17 protein-coding genes are annotated in these 21,532 nt (G+C 74.7%); 7 read left to right on the top strand and 10 right to left on the bottom strand.

The genetic code is table 11. The features are described 5' to 3' along the window. Positions 1-4 precede the first annotated feature (4 nt). Complete coding sequence (locus ABEA15_RS05125; RefSeq protein ID WP_344143796.1) at positions 5-298, top strand: DUF3040 domain-containing protein; 294 nt, start codon at positions 5-7, stop codon at positions 296-298. Between the two features lie 90 nt (positions 299-388). Here ABEA15_RS05125 and ABEA15_RS05130 read toward each other — a convergent pair whose 3' ends face one another. The 3 genes from ABEA15_RS05130 to ABEA15_RS05140 all read right to left on the bottom strand — a co-directional run bounded on the left by ABEA15_RS05130 (position 389) and on the right by ABEA15_RS05140 (position 5,490). Then, positions 389-2,656 carry a penicillin-binding transpeptidase domain-containing protein gene (locus ABEA15_RS05130; RefSeq protein ID WP_345555686.1) on the bottom strand — a complete coding sequence of 756 codons (2,268 nt, stop codon included), beginning with the start codon at positions 2,654-2,656 and terminating at the stop codon, positions 389-391. A gap of 339 nt (positions 2,657-2,995) precedes the next feature. Next, complete coding sequence (locus ABEA15_RS05135) at positions 2,996-4,357, bottom strand: FAD-dependent oxidoreductase (protein ID WP_344143960.1); 1,362 nt, start codon at positions 4,355-4,357, stop codon at positions 2,996-2,998. 449 nt (positions 4,358-4,806) lie between these two features. Further along, complete coding sequence (locus ABEA15_RS05140) at positions 4,807-5,490, bottom strand: lysophospholipid acyltransferase family protein (RefSeq protein ID WP_344143800.1); 684 nt, start codon at positions 5,488-5,490, stop codon at positions 4,807-4,809. 284 nt (positions 5,491-5,774) lie between these two features. Between ABEA15_RS05140 and ABEA15_RS05145 the strand changes: the two genes are divergently transcribed. Further along, the gene (locus ABEA15_RS05145; RefSeq protein WP_344143802.1) at positions 5,775-7,898 is read left to right on the top strand and encodes an FUSC family protein; all 2,124 of its coding nucleotides are present in this window, start codon (positions 5,775-5,777) and stop codon (positions 7,896-7,898) included. Between the two features lie 343 nt (positions 7,899-8,241). On the opposite strand, the gene ABEA15_RS05150 is transcribed toward ABEA15_RS05145, so the two are convergent. The 3 genes from ABEA15_RS05150 to ABEA15_RS05160 all read right to left on the bottom strand — a co-directional run bounded on the left by ABEA15_RS05150 (position 8,242) and on the right by ABEA15_RS05160 (position 11,217). Beyond that, on the bottom strand, positions 8,242-8,913 hold the full coding sequence (locus tag ABEA15_RS05150) for a cyclase family protein (protein ID WP_344143805.1): 672 nt from the start codon (positions 8,911-8,913) through the stop codon (positions 8,242-8,244). 176 nt (positions 8,914-9,089) lie between these two features. After that, positions 9,090-10,331 (bottom strand): hypothetical protein, encoded by a 1,242-nt coding sequence (locus ABEA15_RS05155; protein ID WP_345555687.1) that lies wholly within the window; start codon positions 10,329-10,331, stop codon positions 9,090-9,092. Between the two features lie 331 nt (positions 10,332-10,662). After that, entirely contained in the window at positions 10,663-11,217 is a 555-nt protein-coding gene (locus ABEA15_RS05160) for a GNAT family N-acetyltransferase (protein WP_345555688.1), read from the bottom strand. A 366-nt stretch (positions 11,218-11,583) separates the two neighbouring features. Between ABEA15_RS05160 and ABEA15_RS05165 the strand changes: the two genes are divergently transcribed. Together ABEA15_RS05165 and ABEA15_RS05170 are read left to right on the top strand one after the other, a co-directional pair. Continuing rightward, on the top strand, positions 11,584-12,519 hold the full coding sequence (locus ABEA15_RS05165) for a ketopantoate reductase family protein (protein WP_345555689.1): 936 nt from the start codon (positions 11,584-11,586) through the stop codon (positions 12,517-12,519). A 116-nt stretch (positions 12,520-12,635) separates the two neighbouring features. Further along, complete coding sequence (locus tag ABEA15_RS05170; protein WP_344143815.1) at positions 12,636-13,577, top strand: LysR family transcriptional regulator; 942 nt, start codon at positions 12,636-12,638, stop codon at positions 13,575-13,577. 212 nt (positions 13,578-13,789) lie between these two features. On the opposite strand, the gene ABEA15_RS05175 is transcribed toward ABEA15_RS05170, so the two are convergent. Continuing rightward, a complete protein-coding gene (locus ABEA15_RS05175; RefSeq protein ID WP_345555690.1) occupies positions 13,790-14,740 on the bottom strand; it encodes a LysR substrate-binding domain-containing protein in 951 nt (316 codons plus the stop codon). 71 nt (positions 14,741-14,811) lie between these two features. Here ABEA15_RS05175 and ABEA15_RS05180 point away from each other — a divergent pair, with 71 nt between their 5' ends. Beyond that, on the top strand, positions 14,812-15,822 hold the full coding sequence (locus ABEA15_RS05180; RefSeq protein WP_345555691.1) for an EamA family transporter: 1,011 nt from the start codon (positions 14,812-14,814) through the stop codon (positions 15,820-15,822). A gap of 13 nt (positions 15,823-15,835) precedes the next feature. On the opposite strand, the gene ABEA15_RS05185 is transcribed toward ABEA15_RS05180, so the two are convergent. Next, positions 15,836-16,063 carry an ECF-type sigma factor gene (locus ABEA15_RS05185; RefSeq protein ID WP_344143821.1) on the bottom strand — a complete coding sequence of 76 codons (228 nt, stop codon included), beginning with the start codon at positions 16,061-16,063 and terminating at the stop codon, positions 15,836-15,838. A gap of 155 nt (positions 16,064-16,218) precedes the next feature. On the opposite strand from ABEA15_RS05185, the gene ABEA15_RS05190 reads away from it, so the two are divergent. Beyond that, positions 16,219-18,027, top strand: coding sequence for a hypothetical protein (locus tag ABEA15_RS05190; RefSeq protein ID WP_344143823.1), 1,809 nt, complete (start codon positions 16,219-16,221; stop codon positions 18,025-18,027). 32 nt (positions 18,028-18,059) lie between these two features. Here ABEA15_RS05190 and ABEA15_RS05195 read toward each other — a convergent pair whose 3' ends face one another. Then, entirely contained in the window at positions 18,060-18,719 is a 660-nt protein-coding gene (locus ABEA15_RS05195; protein ID WP_344143826.1) for an alpha-ketoglutarate-dependent dioxygenase AlkB family protein, read from the bottom strand. Positions 18,720-19,002: 283 nt separating this feature from the next. Here ABEA15_RS05195 and ABEA15_RS05200 point away from each other — a divergent pair, with 283 nt between their 5' ends. Beyond that, positions 19,003-20,172: a magnesium and cobalt transport protein CorA gene (locus ABEA15_RS05200; RefSeq protein WP_345555692.1), complete on the top strand. Its 1,170-nt coding sequence runs from the start codon at positions 19,003-19,005 to the stop codon at positions 20,170-20,172. A 71-nt stretch (positions 20,173-20,243) separates the two neighbouring features. Here the strand turns inward: ABEA15_RS05200 and ABEA15_RS05205 are convergent, their stop codons facing one another. Then, positions 20,244-21,485 carry a VWA domain-containing protein gene (locus tag ABEA15_RS05205; protein ID WP_345555693.1) on the bottom strand — a complete coding sequence of 414 codons (1,242 nt, stop codon included), beginning with the start codon at positions 21,483-21,485 and terminating at the stop codon, positions 20,244-20,246. Positions 21,486-21,532: the final 47 nt, after the last annotated feature.

Below are 21,532 nucleotides of genomic sequence, written 5' to 3' on the forward strand. Positions count from 1 at the left end.
TGCGATGTCACTGCGTGAGAACGAGCGGCGGATCCTCGCCGAGATCGAGAACGCCCTGGCCAAGGACGATCCGGACCTCGACGACCACCTGCGGTGCTTCGGCACCGACGACGCCTGGGGCGACGACGACCGGCCCGGGCGCTGGGTGGTGTGGCTGCTGCTCGGCGTGGCCGCCCTGGTGCTGTGCGCCATGGTGGCCGGGCTGTACTTCAGCGCGCCGGTCCAGGGCACGGAGCCCGCCGTGCCGCCGGCGTCGCCGGGCGGGGCCGAACCCGGCGTCGGGGTCGGCAGCGGGTAGTCCGCGGGCCCACACGCCGCCGCACCGGAGGCCGGCGCGGCGGCGCGGGTGGTGCGCGCCGAGCCCCCGGGCGGGCCGCCCGGGGCGTGCTCAGAGCGCGTCGAGGAAGGACTTGGCCAGCGGGGCGGCCGCGCCGGAGCCGCTTTCGCCGTCCTCGACCACCACCGCGAACGCGATGTCGCCCTCGTAGCCCACGAACCAGCCGTGCGCCGGAAGCTCCTCGCCCTCCTCGGCGGTTCCGTACTCGGCCGTGCCGCTCTTGCCGTGCACCTCGCCGGTGAACCCGACGTTCTCTGCGGTCCCCTGCGTGACCACGGCGCGCGTCATGTCGCGCAGCTGGTCGGCGTTGGCGATGGGCCGCGGTTCGGGCCGCTTCCCCGGTTTCGGCTCGGTCACCAGCATCGGCGACCGCCACGAGCCGTCGGCCACCGCCGCGGGCAGCGTCGCCAGGTGCAGCGGCGAGGTCAGGACCTGGCCCTGACCGATGCTGGAGGCGGTGAGCAGGCTGGTGCTGTCGGGCTGGGGCAGCGAGGGCTTGAACACGGGCACGCCGCTGCGGAACCCGGTGTTGAAGCCGAACTGCTCGGCGCTCTTCAGCAGCGAGGCACCGTCGAGGCGGTCGGCGACCTCCCGAACCAGCGCGGTGTTGCAGGAGGTGGCGAAGGCCTCGGTGACGGACTGGGCACCGTAGGCGGCGTCGCCGGCGTTCTTGTAGGTGCGCCCGGCCACGTCGACCGTCTTGGGGCAGCTCATCTGCGCGTCCATGCCCATGCCCGAGTCGAGCAGCGCGTTGTAGGAGATGATCTTGAAGATGGAGCCCGCCGGGTACTGGCCGTCGAGGGCCCGGTTGAACCCGCCGGGGACGTTGGCCGCGGCCAGCACCTCGCCGGTGGAGGGCCGCACGACCGCCATCGCCGTGGGCTTGGACTGGCCCACGATCGCCTGCGCCGCGGCGGCCTGGATCGCCGGGTCCAGGCTCAGGGTGACGTCCTTGCCGTCGGAGCCGCCGAGGGTGCCGAGGGTGGGGGCGTCGTCGGGCACGTCGGCGGGCGCGGTGCCGACGTCGGCGACGCGGATGGCGGTGGCGGCCTTGCCCGCCAGGCGCTCCTCGTAGGTCTGCTGCACGCCGCTGACGCCCACCGGGTCGCCGACCTGGTAGGCCGGACCGAGGTCGGCCAGGTCCTCCTTCGCGGCCGTACCGACCTCGCCGACGATCATCTGCACCGACCCCGAGGCACTGCCGTCGTCCAGCCGGGAGCCGTCGGCGGCGAGGACGTGGCCGCGCTCGCCCCACTGGTTGGTGCGGACGAGCGTCTGCCCCGTGCCGAGCTTCGGGTGGATGACGGCGGGGCTGAAGTCGACCTTCCACTCGCGGTCGGCGCGGACCAGCGGCAGTTCGCCGGAATAGCTCCACTCGCCGGCGTTGCTCAGGTCCAGGACCGCGTCGAAGGGGACCGTGGCGCTGTCGCCGTCCTCCTGGACCTGTCCGGTGGTCACCTCGACCCCCTCGACGCCCAAGCCCTCCTCGACGCGCTTGAAGGCGGCGGCCGGGTCCCCGCCGGTGGCGACCTCGGCCATGGCGGCGTAGTCCTGGGACCTCCACGCTCCGGCGTAGGCGGTGGCGGTGTCCTCGGGCTCGGGCATGGTGAGCACGTACCAGGAGACGCCGCCGCCCACGAGGGCGAGCACGACGAATGCGCTGACGAGGCCGATCACCAGGCCCTTGCGGGATCGGCGCGGCGCCTCGCCCGGGTCGGGGGCGCCGGAGAAGGCGGAGTCGACACCCGGCGGCGGAGGCGGGGGCGGCCCGTCGTAGGGCCCTCCGCGGGTGAAGAGGGCACCGCCGGCGGGCCCGGCGGCCGAGTCGGCCGACTGCGCGGCGCTGTAGTGGGGGCCGGCGGATGGGGCGGAGGGGTCGCTGCTGTGGGGTGGCGGGGTGCCGTAGCCGTCGGCGGGTCCGGCGGGGGTGTCGTTTGGCGGCGTGGCGCTGTAGTGGGGGCCGCCGGATGGGGCGAAGGGGTCGCCGCCGTCGGGCGGCGGGGTGCCCGGACCGCCGCCGTGCCCGCCCCCGGGGGCGTCGCTCGATGCGGCACCCGGCTCGCGCGAGGGGATGGAGTAGGGGTTCGCCGGTGCGGCCGGCCGCCACCGGTCCGCCGGGCCGGTGTCCGGCTGAGGGGGCTCCGGCGGCGCGGCAGGCGGGCTGTAGGGCCGGGGCGCACCGGGTCCGGGCTCCTGGGGCGTGCTGGAGAAGGGCTCCGCGCCGGGCTCGGGACTGTTCGCGTGGTCACCGTGCCGGCCGGGCTGAGAAGAGGGCGAGGAGGGGCCACCCGGCCCCGGGGGGCGCCGGTCGTCTTCCACGGGGTTCGTCCTTCCGAACAGCGCCGCCCCGCCTTCCTGAGGGGGCAGGAGTGCGGGGCGGGAAGAGAGGATGAGTGGCCGGTGTGGCGGTCGCCTCTCGGCGCTGGGCACAACGCGGCTCCGAAGTCCGTACGGTCACCCGGCGAGCGGGCGCCGCACGCGGTATTCCGCGAAGGCTATAGGTGAGGCCCGGGGGACACTTGCTACCACACCGGCCACTGGCGACTGTAGCCCATCACGGCGCCGCCGTGTTCCGCCGGGGCGGGGATCGGGTGTGGTAATCCGCGTCACACCGAGCACGGGAGCCGCGGAACCGCGCCCGTACCCGGCGGGCGGGCCTCAGGCCGGCGCGGCCCCGTCGGCGCGGGCGATGCGGGTCATGTCGCCGCGTGAGCGCACCTTGATCCGCTTGCGGCCGTGCGAGAGCCCCTGCTCCTCCTCGTGGGACTCCAGGCGCTGCCAGCCGTCCCACGTCGTGTAGGCGACCCCGCGCTCGTCGAGCAGGCGCAGGAACGCCTCGGGCTCCGGCTCGGGCGCCTCCTCAAGCCGCTCGCGGTCGGCCACCAGGTTGGTGACCGTCTCCAGCGCGTCGCCCTTGGTGTGGCCGATGAGGCCCACGGGGCCGCGCTTGATCCAGCCGGTGGCGTAGACGCCGGGGACGGGGTTCTCATCGAGGTCGAGGACGCGGCCGCCGTCGTTGGGGATCGTCCCGCTCTCCTGGTCGAACGGCAGGTCGGCCACCGGCGAGCCCAGGTAGCCCACGGCGCGGTAGACGGCCTGCACCTCGTGGTCGATGTACTCGCCGGTGCCGCGGACGCCGCCGTCGCCGGTCAGCTCCATGCGCTCGGTGCGCAGCCCGGCCACGCGGTCCTCGCCGAGCACCTCGACGGGCCGGTGCAGGAAGTGCAGGTGCAGTCGGCGCGGCTCGCCGCGCGGGTCGCGGATCGCCCAGTTCTGCAGGATCTTGACGTTGGTCTTGACCTGGTTGGACTCTTCGATGGCGGCCATGCTGGCCGCGCACAGGTCGAAGTCCTCGGGGTCGACGACGACCTCGACGCCGGGCTGCTTGTCCAGCTCGCGCAGCTCCATCGGGGTGAACTTGGCCTGGGCGATGCCGCGGCGGGCGAACACGTGCACGTCGGTCACGCTCTTGGCGGCGAGCGCGCTGTGGACGTTGTCGGTGATGTCGGTGTCGAGGAGGTCCTCGGCGTCCTTGGCCAGGACGCGGGCGACGTCGACGGCGACGTTTCCGGCGCCGATCACCGCGACGCCGGTGCCCTCGACGCTCCAGGACGGGGCGACGTCGGGGTGGCTGTCGTACCAGGAGACGAAGTCGGCGGCGCCGTGGCAGCCGGGAAGGTCGACGCCGGGGATGTCGAGGGGGCGGTCGCGGTCGGAGCCGGTCGCGAAGACCACGGCGTCGTAGTGGCGGCGCATGTCGTCGAGCTTGAGGTCGCGCCCGAAGTCGACGTTGCCCAGGAAGCGGACCTCGGGCTTGTCCAGCACCTTGTGCAGGGCCTGCTGGATCTGCTTGATGCGCGGGTGGTCGGGAGCCACGCCGTAGCGGACCAGGCCGTAGGGGGTGGGAAGCCTGTCGAGGACGTCGATGCTGACCGGCGTCCCGGCCGCGGCCAGCGTGTCGTCCTTCGTCAGCAGGTCGGCCGCGTAAATGCCGGCGGGGCCGGACCCCACGATTCCCACGCGCAGTGGTCGCGTCATTGGCACATCTCCAAAGGTTGCGTCTGCTCGGGGGCGCGGTGATGAGCACCCGGGCGCGCTTAACGAGGTTAGGCTAACCTAATTGTATCTTCCACCGGAAAGCCTACTAAACCGACTTCGAAGATAGGCAAGGCACCCTGCCGTGCGCGTACCGGGTACGCGGCGGGTGATCGTCCGCGTCCGCCCATGTCATGGGGGTGTTCGGCCCTCGCTTGGGTGCAACGCCGCGCGGGCTCGCACTAAGCCGGGTCCCGCTGTGGATTACCTCACGCCGACCGCACCGGCCGCGGGGTCAGCGCCGCCGGCGGCGCGCGTCGCAGACGGGGCGCGGTGCCGACGGTGCCTCGGGCGGCGCGGCCCGCGCGCCGGGCCCCGCCCGGCCTCCCGGGTGGCTCCGGCGGGCCGCAGGGGCCGCAAGCGGCCCCACCGGCTCAGCCCTTGCCGAGCTCGGCCTTGACGGAGGCCGCGTAGCGCGGCACCGACCGCTGGCCGGACAGGCGCTGGATCGCGGCCATGACGGCGTCCGTCGCCGCCCGGCGCGCACGCGCCTTGCCCTCGTCGCCCAGCCACGGCGACAGGTCCACCGGCGGCCCCACCCGGATGCCGATCCTGCGCAGCGCGGGCACGCGGCTGCCGTGCGGCATGATCCGGTCGGTGCCGGCGAGCGCCAGCGGCACCACCGGCGCGCCCGACGCCAGTGCCAGCCAGGCCATGCCGGTCTGGCCGCGGTAGAGGCGGCCGTCGGGGGATCGGGTGCCCTCGGGGAAGATCCCGAAGGCGGCGCCGTTGCCGAGGAACTTCAGGCTCTGCTCCATGGCCTCCTGCGAGCTCTGCCCGGGGGTGCGGTCGACGGAGAGCTGGCCGATCGCGCGCAGCGCGCGGGTGAAGGTGCGCTGCGCGGCGTTGCCCTCGGCGAACAGCTCGCGCTTGGCGATGAAGGTGACCTGCCGCGGCACCGCGACGCCGATGAACAGCGGGTCGATGTTGGACAGGTGGTTGGAGGCCAGGATGACCGGGCCGTGCGCGGGGATGTGGTGCAGGCCCTCCTCGCGCAGCGGCCAGATCGCTCTGGCGGTCGGCGCGATGACCGATTTGGCGGCTGCGTACAGCTCCACGGCGGGTGCCCTCTTTCGACGGTGCGGCGCGGCGGCGCCCGGGCGGGGACGGCGGGGGATCGGCGCAGAGCCGATGCCCCTGAGCTTAGCGGTGCACCCCGCGGCCCCGAGCGGGGGCGTCGGCCGGCGCCGGCCGCGGGTGGGCGGGGACGACGGGGGCTGCGGCGGCGCGCGCCGGGCGCCGCGGGCAGCGATCGGGGTGACCCGCGGCGCAGGGTGCGGTGAGGGACGTCGCGGCGCTGGGGGCACGCCGGACGGGGCCCGGCCGTCTGGTCCCCTTTACCATGGTGACCGTGCAAGACCAGGGGGCGACGGTGAGCGGCGGATCAGAGGACCCGACGCCGAGCGAGCCCATCTGGAACCCGCCGACGCGCGTGCGCGCCAAGGTGGCCGAGCGCCCGCGCCAGCGCGTCGACCTCAAGGCGCTGTTCGGGCTCGCCTCGGGCGGCTGGGCCTGGAGTACCGGCGTGCAGGCGGCCGTCGCCATGGCGACGGCCTTCGCACTGGCGGCGGCCCTGTTCGGCCCGCGCGAGGCCACGCTGGCCGCGCTGGGCTCGATGACCGTCCTCTACGAGAAGGACACCCCCTACAAGTACCGCTCCGTCGCCTTGGGGCTGGTCGGGCTCGGGTTCGTGACCTGCGTCGCCATCGGCTCGCTCACCGGTGTCAGCCTGTGGCTGGCCGCCGTGTCCATCGGCGCGGTCGCCGGCGTGGCGACCTGGCTGTGCCAGGCGCTGCGCGTTGACCGGCCCGGCCCCCTGTTCTTCGTGCTGGTCTGCGCCATCTCCACGATCGCCGCCAGCGGAGTCCAGGAGGTGCCCCAGCACGCGCTGATCGCCGCGCTGGGCGCCGGCGTCGGCTGGCTGGTGTCGATGGCCGAAGGCCTTCTGCGCAGCCGCCATCCCGAGCACCGCGCCGTGGCCGACGCGTTCCGCAAGCTCGCCGAGCTGCTGCGGGCCATCGGCACGCCCCGGCTGGACCACGTGCAGCACGAGGCCTCGGTCGCGGTGGCCCGGGCCTGGCGCATCGTGCTGCTCAGCCAGACCCGCGGCTACCGCGACAGCCCCGCGGCCGCCCGGCTGCGCGCGCTGCTGCGCTGGGTCTCCGACATCCACCTGGCCGCCACCGACGTCTCGCTCTCGCGCACCGACCGGCTGCCGTCGGTCGCCGCGGACTTCGCCGAGTCGCTGGCCGCGGCCGTCGCCAAGCCCGACCAGACCCCCGACGAGGCCGGGCTGGACGAGCTGCGCAAGGGCCTGCGCCCCCGCTCGCTGGAGGGGCGCCTCTACAGCCGCCTGGCCCGCGCCGCGCAGGCGGCGCGGCGCACCGAGCACGAGGTCGAGGGGCACGGCCTCGAACTGCACGACGCCCCGTACCCGCCGCTGCTGCAGTCGCTGCGCTCCAGTCTGGCGGCCGGATCGCTGATCCGGCCCACGGCGCTGCGGATGGGCATCACCGTCGCCCTTGCGGGCGTGGCCGGCCTGGCGCTGGGCATCGACCGGTTCTACTGGATCTCGATCACCGCCACCTCGGTGCTGCAGGCCGGCAACGTCGTGCTCACCGTGAACCGCTCCCTGCAGCGCGCCCTGGGGACGCTCGCGGGCGTGGTCATCGGCGCGGCCGTGCTGAGCACGCAGCTCCCGCTGGCGGCCACCGTCGTGATCGCCGCCTCCTTCATGGGCCTCACCCAGCTGGTGGTCCCGCGCAACTTCTTCTACGCCAGCATCTTCATGACGCCGATGGCGCTGATACTGGCGCACACCGCCGCGCCCAACCCGGTCGAGCAGCTCGCCGAGGCGCGCATCGTCGACACGGTCCTGGGGTCGCTGGCCGGCATGGCCGGCGCCGTGCTGCTGTGGCGCCGCGCGTCGGCGGCGCGGCTGCCGCAGACCATCGTCGACGTGCTCGACACCACCCGCACGACGCTGCTGTCGGTGCTCGACCCCGAGGACGAACCCGGCCCGCAGCGCACCTACCGGCTGCGCCGCGACCTGCGCTCGGCGCTGGTCAGCCTGCGCGGCGTCTACGACAGCGCGATCGGCGACGTGCCGCGCGCCACCACCACCCGGCCGCTGTGGCCGGTGGTCGTGGCCGCCCAGCGCTCGGGCTACCTCGCGCTGTCGGCGCTGGCACTGGAGAAGCCGCCGCCCGCCACGCAGATCACGCTGCAGCGGCTCGACCTGGCCTTCGACGAGCTGATCTCGGCTCTGCGGGAGCGGCGCACCCCGCGCCTGGGGGCGCTGCCCCGGCTGGTGGGCTACCCGCGCATCAACATGGAACTGCGCGCGCTCTCGTCGTCGATGCGCACCGCCGTGGCCCAGGACGAGCGCGCCGCCGAGCGCGAGCAGCAGCGCCGCGCCCAGCGCGAGCACCGCAGAGCGCAGGAGGAGCTCGACGCCGACCTGTGACGCGGGCGCGCGGTCGGCCGCGCGCACGGGGGCGCCGGGCGCGTTCGCGGAGGAAGCCGACCGCGGATCCGGGGACCGGCGACCGGCTGTCAGGCCGGGGCGTCCTCGGCCGCCCGCTCCGCTGGAAGACCGGCTCCTGCCGGTGCCACCCCGGCAGGAGCCGGTTTCCCGGGCGGGGCGAGGGCGCTGGACCCTCGGAGCTGCCGCTGCCGCCCTGCGGCATCCCCGGATCGGCGGTGCCGCGTACGGGCGCCCGCCCGGCGCATCCGGTGCACGCCGCGCCCGGTCGAACCGCGGATGCGAGAGGGGCGGGGCGGCGGTCGCCGCCGCCTGCCTGCCGCGGCTACTGCACGATCGCGAACGCGCGGACCGGGAAGGTCGCCATGCCGCGGACCTTCACGGGGACGGCGAAGAAGGTGAAGCCCGTGGGGGGCAGCCGGTCCAGCAGGCACAGGTGCTCGACCACCGGGATGCCCGCGGCCAGCAGCAGCGAGTGCACCGGCCGCGCGCCCCGGCTCTGCGGCGAGGTGTCGTCGATGTTGACCGCGTCGATGCCCACCAGCGCGGCGCCCGCGTCGGCCAGCACCCGTGCGGCGTCCTCGGCCAGATAGGGGTGCTCGGGCGAGCCGTACTGCTCGGAGCGCCAGTGCCGGTCCCAGCCGGTGCGCAGCAGGACCGCCCGTCCGGCCACGTCGGCGCCCTTGACGTCCTCGGCGGTGATCGCGCGACCCCCGCTGTCCCGCAGGTCGATCACCGCCCCCGGCAGGTCGGCGACCTTCTCCAGGTCCAGGTCGGCGAGGTCGGCGCCGTCCCGGTAGCGGTGGGCGGGGGTGTCCAGGTAGGTCCCGGTGTTGGAGACGAGCGAGATGCGGCCGATGGTGAACTCGGTGCCCTGGGCGTAGTTCGCCTGCGACTCCTCGAAGGACAGGTGGTCCTCGATGACCGGCCCGGGCAGGCCGGGATAGGTGGTCATGCCCGCCGCGATCTGGTGGCTGACGTCGACCAGCTTCGTCATTGATCCGCCCTCTTCTCTGCGCGTCCCGAGGTCGCTGCCCCCGAGCCGGGGGCAGAGGTCTAGACCAAACTCTAGCGCCCGAAGCACTCTTCGGCGGGAGGTCCCCGCACTTGGTCACTTCCCCTTCGACGGCCCTCATCACGGGCCGCGGTGGAGAAAGGGCGGTTCGGCGCCCTTCAGTCCGGTTCGGCGGGGGAGCCCGGGTCCGCGGGGGCGGGCGGACGGGCCGAGGCCGGCGCGGGCTCGGCGTCGGCGCCCTGCGTCCGCAGGCGCCGCAGCTCGGCCAGCGCCTCGTCCAACTGCCCTTCGGCCCGCTCCGCGCGGTGCAGTGCCTGGGCGCGGGCGTCGTCGACGGCGGCCAGGCGCGCGGCGGCGTCCTGCTTGGCCTCGGCGAGCGCGTCGGCGGCGTCGGCGGGTTGCCGTGCCAGCTCGGCGCGGTGGTGCGCACGGTCCTCCTCGGCCGCGCCGCGGGCCCGCTCCAAGCCCTCGGCGAGCCGGTCGCGCTCGGCCGACAGCGCCTCGGCGCGGCCGCGCGCCTCGGCCGCATCGGCTTCGGCCCGCTCCGCCCGGTGCTCGGCCTCCAGCGCGCGCCGGTCGGCCTCCTCGGCGGCGCGCCGCTGCTCGGCCAGCTGCTCGCCCAGCGCGGCCTCCCGGCTGCGGGCCTCCTCGCGCACCCCGGCCACCTCGGCCTGCGCCCGCTGCCGCTCGGCGCCGACGCGCTCGGCGGCCTCCCGCTCGGCCGCGTCGACGCGGCGCTGGGCCTCGGCGAGTCCGGCCTCGTACTCCGCGCGGGCGGCCTCGCGCTCACCGCGGGCGCGCTCGGCCTCGTCCGCGGCGCGGTCGCGGTCGGCCAGGGCCGCCTCGCGACGGGTGACGGCCTCATCGGCCATGCGCTCGGCGGTCCCCGCTGCGGCGATCGCCGACGCCGCCGCCTCCTCGGCGGAGCGGCGCGACTGCTCGGCGGTGCGGCGGCGGTTGTCGGCGTCGAGCCGGGCCGAGTCGGCCTCGGCCACCCGCCGCGCGGCGTCGATGCGCGCCGCCTCGACCTGGGCCTCCACACCGGCGGGGTCGGTCATGGCGGCGAACGCCTCGCGGGCCGAGCCCAGCGTGGCGGCGAGCTGCTCGGTCTGCACCGAGAACCGTGTCAGCAGCTCGTCGGCCCGCAGGCGCGCGTCCGTGACGGGAGTCGCGCCGGCGCCCGCCGGCGGGGCGGCGCCCGCCGACGGCTCGGTCCGCCCCTCCTCGGCGGTCGCGCCCTCGGCCGTCTCCTGCTCCAGCCGCTGCCGTTCCCGCCAGGCGCGCCAGCGCGTGTGCTCGGGCAGGTCGCAGTACTGCGGCGGCCGTCCGGGCGCCGAGCTGCGCGGCACGGGCCGGGAGCAGCCGGGAAAGTTGCAGGTGTTCGCATCGCTTGCAGCCACGGAACCGAGCCTAGTGCTCCCCCCTTGGCACAGCCGCGCAACGCCCGCCGGCGCGCTCGGCGGTCCCGCACCGCGGAACCCGGGCCGCATCTCCGGCGCGCGGCGGGTAGGCAGGGGCAACGGCGGGGGAGAGGCGGGTCGGTAGCCGGTGCCGATTTCGGCGGGAACGACGTCGAGTCCGCCCAGGTCCTCACTTTGAGGAGATGGCGGATATGGCGTCAGTGGTGGGCTTCATCGTCATCTCGCCCGGGGCGGGCCGCCCGACGCGCGCGAGGGCGCCGCCCCTGTTCGGGACGGCGCCCTCGTCGGTCGGCGGTCGGTGCCGGGCGTTCTAGTCGTGGCCGCCGAACGCGCCGATCCGGCTGACCATGGTCGTCACGAAGGGGCGGAATCCCTCCTGCTCGAAGAAGCGGATGTCCTCGGCGCTGGTGGCCAGCGCGGTGAGCTCCAGGTCGTGGATGCCCATGGCGCCGACCTGGCGGCGCAGCTCCTCCAGCAGTCCCGAGCCCACCCCCGTGCCGCCGTGATCGGGGCGGACCGCGAGGGTCTGCACGACGGCGACCCGGGTTCCGCGGTCCCAGGAGCCCTGCTGGTTCTCCCGGACGGTCACCATCGCGTAGCCGACCGGCGCGCCCCCGCGCTCGGCCACGACCGCCAGGGTCTCGGGTTCGCTCAGCCACGCCAGGTACTGCTCCCGGCGGCGGCGCCAGGACTCGTCGGCGGTCACTCGGGTGATGATGTCCTCGAGGTGCGGTGCCGTAGCGGTGTGCCGCTCGTGCAGTGCCGCCCACAGATCGGCGAGCTCGTCCACGTCAGCGGTGCCCAGGTACCGGAAGCGCAGCGTCGGAACTCCACCGTGTGATTTGGTCGCCAACGAAGTTTCCATGTTCTTTCCACCCGTTCTTCATGCGTCCGCGCACCCCGGACTCGCTGCGACTGGTCGAGTGGTACAGACCAATCGGCGAGGTGGGCTGTATTTATGACGGTACGTCGCGGTAGCGCCGCGCGTCGGTGCGACACGAGGAAAAGGTGCCTGTCTCATAACGATGAAGAAAGATCCGTCGATTTTGACAGACCTCGCCGTCCCTTGTCGCCCGCGCGCCCGCCCTCCTACCGCGTCCCGCCCCTGGCCGCTGGGAACGCGGCTACCCCGGAGGCGCCCGTGCGCAACGTGCGCGCGAGAATGGATCCCCGCTTCGCGGGCGCCGCCCCGGTGCCCGCCGCCGGAAGTACGACGAGGAAGGCCCGCAGCATGAGCGCGCACACGCCCGAGTCCACGCCCGCCGCCGAGCCGAAGCGCGTCGCCGTGCTCGCTCCCGGGGGTGTCGGCGGCCTGCTGGCCGGTGCGCTCGCCCGCGACGGGCGCGCGGTGACGGTCGTCGCCACCGAGCCCACCGCGGCGCACATCGCACAGCACGGCCTGCGCGTCGACTCCGCGGTCCTCGGGGACTTCCGGGTGGATGTGCCCGCCGTGCCCGCCGCCACCGAGCCCGCCGACGTGGTCGTCGTCGCTCCGAAGGCCACCGCGCTGGAGGGCGCCCTCGAACGGGTGCCCCCGCACCTCGCCGAGGGCGCGCTCGTGCTGCCGCTGCTCAACGGCTTCGAGCACATGGGTCTGCTGCGCTCCCGCTACCCCGGCGCCCACGTGCTCGGGGCCGCGATCCGCGTGGAGTCCACCCGCACCGAGCCCGGCCGGATCGCCCAGACCAGCCCCTTCGCCGACCTGGACATCGCCTACTCCGGTGCCCCGCCCGAGCGGGTCGAAGGGCTGGCCGCGGCGCTGCGCTCGGCCGGCCTGGGGGTGCGCCTCAGCGACGACGAGCACGCCGTGCTGTGGCGCAAGTTCCAGTTCCTGTTGGCCACCGCCCTGGTGTGCACGCACAACCGCAGCGACATCGGCACCGCGCGCACCGAGCGCCGGGACGACCTGGTCGGCGTCGCCGACGAGGTGGCCGCGGTCTCGGCGGTCGGCGGGCCCGTCCTGGACACCGGCCGGGTGGTGGCGATGTTCGAGGCCGCCCCGGCCCGCACCAAGCCCTCCATGCTGCGCGACCTGGAGGCCGGCCGGCCCATGGAGGTCGACGCGCTGGGCGGCGCCCTGCTGCGCGCCGCCGAGCGCGTGGGCGTGGCCGTGCCCGTCGTCGAACGCCTCGTCGCCGACCTGCGCCGGCTCGACCCCGCGGGCTGAAGCCCCCCACCGGCCCGCGCGCCGCGCGGGCCGGGTGTGCACGAGATCACGCCTGCGAACCGGCGCCGGCAGGTCACAGCGCCTCGACCGCGTTTCGTGCGGATTACATTGGCAGCATGATCGATGTGCGCCGGTTGCAGCTGCTGCAGGCACTTGGCCAGCACAAGACGGTCGCCGGCGCCGCCGACTCGCTCGGCGTGACCCCCTCGGCGGTCTCCCAGCAGCTGGCGGCCCTGTCCAAGGAGACCGGCGTCTCCCTCGTCGAGCGGCAGGGCCGCAGGTTCGTCCTCACCGGCGCCGCGCGGGTGCTGCTGGAGCACGCCGACGTCATCTTCGCCGAGCTGGAGCGGGCGCAGGCCGACCTCGCCGAGTACGCCGAAGGCCGGGTGGGCGTCGCCCGGGTCGGCTCCTTCGCCACCGGGATCTCCGACCTGCTGGGCCCGGCCGTGGCCGCGCTGCGCGGCACCCACCCCGGCTGGCGCTTCGAGATCGTGCAGGCCGAGCCCGAGCACAGCACCGAGATGCTGCGCACCGGCGAGCTCGACGTCGCCATCACCATGTCCTCGGACAGCCTGCCGCCCAGAGGCAGCACGGAGTTCCGGATCGACCCGATCATGGTCGAGCCCTTCGACGCGGTCCTGCCCTACCACCATCCCCTCGCCGCCTCCACCGACCTGGAGCTGGCCGCCGACCTCGCCGACGCCGAGTGGATCATGTCGGCGCCGGGGTCGCCGTGGTACGACTGCGTCGCCGCCGCCTGCCACCAGGCCGGCTTCCAGCCGCGGATCGCCCACACCGTCCACGAGTTCAGCGCCGTGTTCGCGCTGGTGCAGGCGGGCCTGGGTGTGGCGCTGATGCCGCGCCTGGGCTGGGCGGGGCTGCCCGCGCCCAACCTCGTGGTGCGCACCGTGCGCAACACCGCCCGCCGCCACATCGTCGCGCTCAGCCGGGCCGGCTACAACGCCGAACCACTCCTGAACGCGGTACGCGAGGCGGCGAGCAAGGTGCCGGTGCCCTCGGTCGGACCTCTGATGGTCTCGGGCGGCGGCGCGGCCTAGCCAGGGCCTGTTCGGCGGGTCGCTGTCCTCCTGCGCGGCGTCCCGGCACCGCTCTCGCCGCGTTCCCGCCGGTCGGCCGGGGAGCCGCCCCGACTCCTTCCCCGGCCGTGCGCGGGCGGCACCGGCCCCTATCGCAGCGCCCCGGCCGGAAGAACGGCGCGGGCGGCATTCGAGTGCCCCCGCTGCGGACGGACCCGTCGAACACGCCCTGGTCAGCCACCGCCCGAACCGGCGCGGACCGGGGGAGTGGGCGCCGCGTCGTCCAGCACCCCGTGCGCGTCCTCCCAGAGATAGCGGGCCAGCAGCGCGATCGGCCGCCACGCCCAGCCGCCGGCGCTGCTCGCCAGCGAGATCCGCCGCGTTCCGCCGAGCTCGCCGAGCGGGGAGTGCACGACGCCGCGCCGCGCGGCCGCGGCGAGCTTGGGCATCACGCCCACCCCCATCCCGGCCGCCACCACCTGCTCGACGATCTCCAGGTTGTCGATGCGGTGCCTGATGCGGGGCGCGAACCCCGCCCCCGCGCACATCCGCCGGACCAGCTCGTCCTCGTCGCTGCCGCGCGAGTTCGCGATCCACGAGGCCTCGGCGAGCCCCGACAGCCGCCGCCGGGTCATGATGCGGCTGGTGGCCGCCCCGCCCGACGGCTGGGACAGCAGCAGCGGCTCCGTCCCGACCGGCCGCAGGGCCAGGGTGCGGGGGAAGCGGCGGGGCACCAGGCTGTAGTCGTAGACCAGGCCCAGGTCGGCCGCGCCCGACTGGAGCAGCTCCAGGGCCTCGTCGGGCTCGTGCTCGATCAGCCGGACCTCGATGCCGGGGTGGTCGGCCTGCAGCCGCCGCACGGCCGGAAGCACGATCGGCCCGGCCACGCTGACGAAGCTGACCAGCTCGACGCGCCCCACGGGCTCGCCCTCGCCCGCCAGCTCGGCGCGGGCGGCGTCGACGCGCGCCAGGATGTCCGCGGCGTGCCGGGCCAGCCGGTGCCCAGCCGGCGTCAGCCGCACGCGCCTGCCGTCGGGCACCAGCAGCTGCGCCCCCGCCTCCTGCTCCAGCACCGCGAAGTGCTTGGAGACCGCGGACGTGCCCATCCCGGTCGTCTCCGAGACCGCGGCCATGGTGCCCAGCCGCTCCAGCTCCACCAGCAGCCGCAGCCGTGTCAGATCCATCCGCCGAAACTACATGATCGATCCGCCAATGGTCCGTGGACAGAAACAGAAGGCGCGAGTGCAATGATCGGATGATCACCTCGTTGCTGTCCCCGGTCCGTGCTGCCCTGGTCCGGACACCGCCCGCGCTGCTGCTGCTCGCGGGCATGTTCGTGCTGCACACCGGAAGCGCCCTGGCCGTGCGTGCGTTCAGCGAGGCCGGTCCGCTGGGCGTCACCTGGCTGCGCCTGCTGTGGGCTGCGCTCGTCCTGGGAGCCCTGGGCGGGCGCCCCCTGTGGCGCGCACTGCGGACGGCGGCGCCGCGCGACCTCGGCGCGGCCGTGATCCTGGGCACGATCAGCGCGGGGATGATGGTCTTCTACTCCGCGGCCACGGCCCGCATCGACCTGGGCACCGCCACCGCGCTGGAGTTCCTCGGTCCGCTCGCCGTGGCGGTGCTGGCGCTGCGCCGGCGCCGCGAGGCCGTGTGGCTCGCGGCGGCCGCGGTGGGCGTACTGCTGCTCACACGGCCCTGGTCGGGCGGCGCCGACCTGCTCGGCGTCGTGCTGGGCCTCTCCGGCGCCGTGTGCGTGGCCTTCTACATCGTGCTCACCCAGCGTGTGGGCAGCACGTTCCGGGCGGTGCACGGCCTGGCCGTGGCGATGGCGGTCAGCGCGGTGCTCACCGCGCCCCTGGGCCTGCCGCCGGTGCTCGCCGCACCCGACATCCCCGCGGTGCTGGGCACCACCCTGGTGATCGCGGTGCTCTTCCCCCTCGTGCCGTTCCTGCTGGAGATGGTGGTGCTGCAGCGCATGGGGCGCACCGCGTTCTCCACCTTCGGCAGCCTGGAGCCCGCGGTCAGCCTGGTCATGGGGATGGCCCTCATCGGCCAGTCGCCCGGCTGGATCCAGGCGGCCGGTATGGCCCTGGTGGTTGCCGCCGGAATCGGCGCCGCGCGCGGGGGCCGCTCCGCGCGCTCACCCTCGGACCCGCGCCCCACGCGGTCGGCACCCGCCGGCGGTGCCGCCGCGGACGCGGCGCCGGAGCCGCCTGCGGCGCCGGACGGCGGCGAGCGCGTCCGCGCACCCGAGTGCGTGGGCTGAGGCGGCGCGCCGCTCAAATCTCCCGTCGTGCGCCGCCGTACTTCTTGTGCACCGCCTGCTTGCTGATCCCCAGGGTCACGGCGATCTCGCTCCAGGTGTACCCCTGCATCCGGGCGCGCCGCACCTGGATCGCCTCCAGGCGTTCCAGCTCTCCGCGCAGCTCGACGGCGGCGCGCAGCGCGAGCAGGGGCGACTCGCCCCGGGCGGACTCCATGAGCGAAGCGATGCTGTCCTCCTCCATGCCCTCAACCTACGCCGCGTCCCACCGAACAGGGCACACTGCGGTCGCCCCAGCGCAACGGGCGGCCGCGGCCGGTCCCGGCCGCACGTACCGCGTGCCACGCGCTCCGCGGCGTACGGGCCGCGGCTCCGGATGCAATATGGTCGGGTACGATCATGAGTACGAAAACCGACCTCGAACTCCTGCGCGCCTTCGAGCCGATCCTCGTCTTCACCCGGGGCGAGCTCTTCTTCCCCGCCGACGTCGACGCCTACGTGCGCTGCTGCAGCCTGTGGTGCGAGGACGGCGACGGAAAGGAGTTCGAGGGCGTTCCCGCAGGCGAGCTGACCCTCGACCGCCTCGCCGACTCCGAGCGCGAGTGGCCCGACCGCGAGAAGCACCTGCGCTTCGTGCAGGAGAACTCGCTGCGCGCCGAGGCCCGCCGCCACCGGCGCTCCGCGCGCCGCGTCATCCCGCGCAGCGGCCGCCTGGCCGCGGTGGGCGTCCTCGGCCGGATCGTCGACATCCTGATGAAGCTGTCCCTGCTCATCCGCGGCGCCGTGCCCGGCGGAGTGGCCGCCGCGGCCGCCACCCGCTACCGGGACCGGGTCGCCGGCGGCGAAGGCGCGCCGGCGGCCTACTACGGCCGCGTCGTGCGCGAGGGCGGCTACACCGCGCTGCAGTACTGGTTCTTCTACGCCATGAACGACTGGCGCTCCACCTACGGCGGGGTCAACGACCACGAGGCCGACTGGGAGAAGGTCACCGTCTACGTCGTCGAGGACGCCCAGGGCCGCACCCGCCCGGCGTGGGTCGGCGCCTCCTCCCACGAGTACTTCGGCGACGACCTGCGCCGCAGCTGGGACGACAAGGAGCTGCGGCGCGAGGGCGACCACCCCGTCATATTCGTCGGCGCCGGCTCGCACTCCCACCAGATGCTGCCCGGCGACTACCTGATCCAGGTCGACCCCGCTGTGCTGCGCGGCGTCGTGCGGCTGTGGCGGCGGATGACCCTGCGGCTGTTCCGCAGCGACAGCGCCATCGTCCGGCACGGCATCGGCGTGCCCTTCGTCGACTACGCCCGCGGCGACGGCGTCCGGGTGGGCCCCGGCGGCGACCGCGAATGGGCCGCCCACACCGTCGACGACGAGACCCCGTGGGTGCGCGGCTTCCGCGGTCTGTGGGGCCGCGACACGGGCGACTTCTTCGAGGGCGAGCGCGCGCCCAGCGGCCCCCGCTACGAGCGCGACGGCACCGTCCGCTGGTCCTGGGCCGACCCGCTCGCGTGGGTCGGGCTGCAGAAGGTCTCGCCCACCGAGAAGGCCGCGCGCGGCGAGCTGACCGCGCACCTGGGCGACCTGGACGAGCGCATCGCCGCATCCGACGCCGAGATCGTCCGCCGCCGCGACGCGCTGCGCCGGCTGTCGGCGGCCCGCATCGTGCTCAACCACGAAAGCCACTCCCGCAGCCGCGCCGCCGAGTACGACGAGCGCATCCGCGACGACGAGCGCGAGCTGGCAGCCGTCTACCGCAAGCGCGCGATGATGGCCGACGAGCGCGACTCCTGCCGCGAGGCCCTGCGCAGCGACCGGTCCGTTGCCCCCTCGCCCACCGAGCACCTGCACCGCCCCCACCTGCCCTACGCCACCGGCGAGCAGCGCACCACCCGGTTCCTGCACGTGTGGGCGGCGCTGAGCACGCCGCTGCTCATCTTCGCCCTGGGCGGGATGCTGCTGCTGCGCGGCACCTACACCGCGCCCGCGATGATCGGCGTCGTGCTGGCCTTCGCCATGGTCGACGCCATCGCGCGCCGCAGGCTCACCTCGTTCCTGACCGGCGTGGCGATCCTGGCGCTGATCGTGGCGGTGATCGCGGGCATCATCACGGCCTTCGCCGCCGACTGGCGGATCTCCCTGCTGGTGCCGACCGGCGTGGTGGTGGCGGTGCTGCTGTGGGTCAACATCCGCGACCTGATCCGCGGCTGAGCGGCAGCGGCCCGGGCCGGCCGGCAGCGCCCCTACTCCGGCTCCAGGCCCGAGGCGCGGATGGTGATGTTCAGCCGCCCCGCCTCCAGGCCGAGCCCGGCGGGAGCGGTGCCCGGCCGGGTGCGCGGCACCCCGTGGTAGGCCATCCGCGCCGGGCCGCCGAAGACGAACAGGTCGCCGCTGGCCAGCTCCACGTCGGTGTAGGGGCGTGTACGGGTGCGGGTGTTGCCGAACCGGAAGACGCAGGTGTCGCCCAGGCTCAGCGAGACCACCGGGACGTCGGCCCGCTCGTCGCGGTCCTGGTGCATGCCCATCCGGGCCTCGGCGTCGTAGAAGTTCACCAGCGCGACGTCGTAGGGGGGATCGCCGGGCCCGGGCGGCGCGCCGAACGCGGCCGCCACGCCCTCGCGGGCGAGGTCGCCCAGGATCGGCGGGAACGGCGGGACCGGTTCGCCGCCGGGCAGGGTGCGCGCATAGCGGTAGGGCTCCCAGAACCAGCCCAGCGCGGTCATGCGCACGCTCATCACTCCGCCGCGCGGCATTCGGTGGCGGGCCATGCCGCCGGGGCCGCGGGCCCACTCGCGGCAGCGCCGGACCAGGTCGCGCTGGGAGCCGGCACCCAACCAGCCCGGCAGGTGCACCGCGCCCGGTGCGACCTCCACCCGGCCGGCGCCGAACAGCGGCTCGCTCACGCCGTCCTCCGTACCGCGGCGGGGGCGGCACCCGCCCCGCACGTCGTCCTGCCGGTGTGCACCCTCCCATCCGACCACGGCGCCGCGCCGGCGGCAACGCGCCGGGGCCGCTCGCGCCCGCGGGTAGCATGGAACCGCGTCAAGTCGGATCGTAGCCATGTCGTTCTGTGAGCCAAGGAGTTGACTGCCTGTTTTGTCTTCCTAAGACCGCTTGGCCTCCGACTTGGGCGCGTGCGCGCGCCCGGGCCGCATTCCGCTCACGTCCCTGTGCGGGGGTTACCTCATGGCGCAACGCAACCCGCTGGCCTGGCTCCCCGGAATCCGGAGCAACCAGCAGTCCCGCAGGACCAGCCGGCCCCGGCCGCCGGAGTACTCGATGGACCCCAGGCCCGACGCCGCAGGCGGCCCCACCCCGCCGGTGCAGGACAGCGTCATCGACGCCGCGATCTATCTCGGCGGCGAGCGCCAGGAGGCCCCCACCGAGCTCAGCGACCTGGCCGAACTGCACCGCCGCACCCCCGACGACGAGGGCGCCATGGTCTGGATCGGGCTGCTGCGCCCCTCCAGCCCCCAGCTGCTGGCCGCCGCCGAGGAGTTCGGGCTGCACGAGCTGGCGGTGGAGGACGCCATCGTCGCCCATCAGCGGCCCAAGCTGGAGCGCTACGGCGACACCCTGTTCGTCGTGCTCCGGTCCGCCCTCTACCTGGACGCCGCCGAAGAGGTGCGCTTCGGCGAGCTGCACCTGTTCGTCGGCCGGCACTTCGTGCTGACCGTGCGGCACAACCAGGCCCCCGACCTGGCGGCCGTGCGCCGCCGCCTGGAGAGCGACCCGAAACTGCTCGCGCGCGGACCCGAGGCGGTGCTCTACGGTGTCCTCGACGCGGTGGTCGACGGCTACGCCCCGGTCGTCGCGGGCCTGCAGAACGACATCGACGAGATCGAGACCCAGGTCTTCGAAGGCGACCCCGCGGTGTCCCGGCGCATCCACGAGCTCTCCCGCGAGGTCATCGAGTTCCAGCGCGCCACCCGCCCCCTGCTGCCGATGCTGAACTCGCTCGACACCGCCCTGGAGGACTTCGGCACCGACGAGGAGCTCCGCCGCTACCTTCGCGACGTCGCCGACCACGCCACCATCGCCGCCGAGCGCGTCGACGGCTTCCGCGACATGCTGCAGAGCATCCTCGCGGTCAACGCCACGCTGGTCAGCGAGGCGCAGAACGAGGAGATGCGGCGCGTCACCGAGGCCAGCTACCGCCAGGGCGAGCAGGTCAAGAAGATCTCCGCGTGGGCGGCCATCCTGTTCGCGCCCAGCCTGGTCGGCAGCATCTACGGGATGAACTTCACGCACATGCCCGAGATCGACTGGGTGCTGGGCTATCCGATGTCGCTGCTGCTGATGCTCGGCATCAGCGTGACCCTCTACGCCGTCTTCAAGTGGCGCCGCTGGATGTGACGGCCGGCGGCGCGGCGGACACTGCGCCGCGCCGCGCCCCGGTCCCGCGCCGGCCGCGCCCCGCCGGAGACTCACACCGGCTCCGCGCCGCCCGTCTCCTCCTGCTCGGCCCACGCCTTCAGCGACCGGCCCTGGATGGCGGCGGCCATCAGGTCGGGGAACCGGTCGGGGGTGCAGGCGAAGGCGGGCACGCCCAGGGCGGCGAGGGCCGCCGCGTTCTCCCGGCTGTAGGACGGCGCGCCCTCGTCGGACAGGGCGAGCAGCACGACCACCTGCACGCCGGCCGCCGTCATCGACGCCACGCGGCGCACCATCTCCTCGCGCACACCGCCCTCGTAGAGGTCGCTGATCAGCACCAGCACCGAGTCCTGCGGCCGGCCGATGAGCCCTTCGCAGTAGGCCAGCGCCCGGTTGATGTCGGTGCCCCCGCCCAGCCGGGTGCCGAACAGGACCTCCACCGGGTCGCTGAGCTGGTCGGTCAGGTCGACGACCGAGGTGTCGAAGACGACCATCGAGGTCTTCAGCGCGCGGATCGAGGCGAGCACCGCCCCGAAGACCCCGGCATAGACCACCGACTGGGCCATGGAGCCGCTCTGGTCGATGGCCAGCACGACGTCGCGCTGCACGCCCCGGCTGCGCCGGGCGTAGCCCACGAGGTTCTGCGGTACGACGGTGCCGTACTCGGGCAGGTAGTGGGCCAGGTTGCGGCGGATGGTGCGGTTCCAGTCGATGTCGGCGGCCCGGCGCGGCCGGTGGGTGCGCGCCGAGCGGTCCAGCGCCCCCTGCACGACCGACCTCGTGCGCTGTGCCAGGCGCCGCTCCAGGTCCTCCACGACACTGCGCACGACCGCGCGCGCCGACTCGCGGGCCGCCTCCGGCATGACCTGGCTGAGCGACAGCAGGGTGCCGACCAGGTGGACGTCGGGCTCGACGGCCTCCATCATCTCCGGCTCCATCAGCATGCGCTTGAGGTTCAGGCGCTCCAGCGCGTCGGTCTGCATCACGCGCACCACGCTGGAGGGGAAGTAGCCGCGGATGTCGGCCAGCCAGTCGGCGACGGACGGCGCCGAGCCGCCGAGGTTCGCGCTGCGCGGACCGCCGCCGCGGCCGTTCGCACCGCCGTCGCCGTCGCGGTTGTACAGGGCCGCCAGCGCGGCGTCCATGCCGGCGTCGCCCCCGGTGCCGCCGCCTTCTGCGCCGCCCAGCCCGCCGCAGGAGGACTCGGCCGCACCGCCCAGGACCAGCCTCCACCGGCGCAGGCGCTCGGACTCCCCGTCCCGGGCCGCCGGTGCAGGCGTCGCCGCCTCTTCCATGGATCGTGCTCCCGCCGTTGCCGTGTACTGGTTCATGTGCTGCGCGG

The sequence above is a fragment of the Streptomonospora halophila genome, from assembly GCF_039542725.1.
GTDB classification, from domain to species: Bacteria; Actinomycetota; Actinomycetes; order Streptosporangiales; family Streptosporangiaceae; genus Streptomonospora; species Streptomonospora halophila.

Excerpts from the sequence above, each read along its gene's own strand:
- ABEA15_RS05150 (WP_344143805.1), bottom strand. The coding sequence starts at position 8,913 with ATGACGAAGCTGGTCGACGTCAGCCACCAGATCGCGGCGGGCATGACC.
- ABEA15_RS05160 (WP_345555688.1), bottom strand. The coding sequence starts at position 11,217 with ATGGAAACTTCGTTGGCGACCAAATCACACGGTGGAGTTCCGACGCTG.
- ABEA15_RS05200 (WP_345555692.1), top strand. The coding sequence starts at position 19,003 with ATGGCGCAACGCAACCCGCTGGCCTGGCTCCCCGGAATCCGGAGCAAC.
- ABEA15_RS05190 (WP_344143823.1), top strand. The coding sequence starts at position 16,219 with ATGAGTACGAAAACCGACCTCGAACTCCTGCGCGCCTTCGAGCCGATC.
- ABEA15_RS05145 (WP_344143802.1), top strand. The coding sequence starts at position 5,775 with ATGGTGACCGTGCAAGACCAGGGGGCGACGGTGAGCGGCGGATCAGAG.
- ABEA15_RS05180 (WP_345555691.1), top strand. The coding sequence starts at position 14,812 with ATGATCACCTCGTTGCTGTCCCCGGTCCGTGCTGCCCTGGTCCGGACA.
- ABEA15_RS05125 (WP_344143796.1), top strand. The coding sequence starts at position 5 with ATGTCACTGCGTGAGAACGAGCGGCGGATCCTCGCCGAGATCGAGAAC.
- ABEA15_RS05205 (WP_345555693.1), bottom strand. The coding sequence starts at position 21,485 with ATGGAAGAGGCGGCGACGCCTGCACCGGCGGCCCGGGACGGGGAGTCC.
- ABEA15_RS05185 (WP_344143821.1), bottom strand. The coding sequence starts at position 16,063 with ATGGAGGAGGACAGCATCGCTTCGCTCATGGAGTCCGCCCGGGGCGAG.
- ABEA15_RS05175 (WP_345555690.1), bottom strand. The coding sequence starts at position 14,740 with ATGGATCTGACACGGCTGCGGCTGCTGGTGGAGCTGGAGCGGCTGGGC.
- ABEA15_RS05165 (WP_345555689.1), top strand. The coding sequence starts at position 11,584 with ATGAGCGCGCACACGCCCGAGTCCACGCCCGCCGCCGAGCCGAAGCGC.
- ABEA15_RS05170 (WP_344143815.1), top strand. The coding sequence starts at position 12,636 with ATGATCGATGTGCGCCGGTTGCAGCTGCTGCAGGCACTTGGCCAGCAC.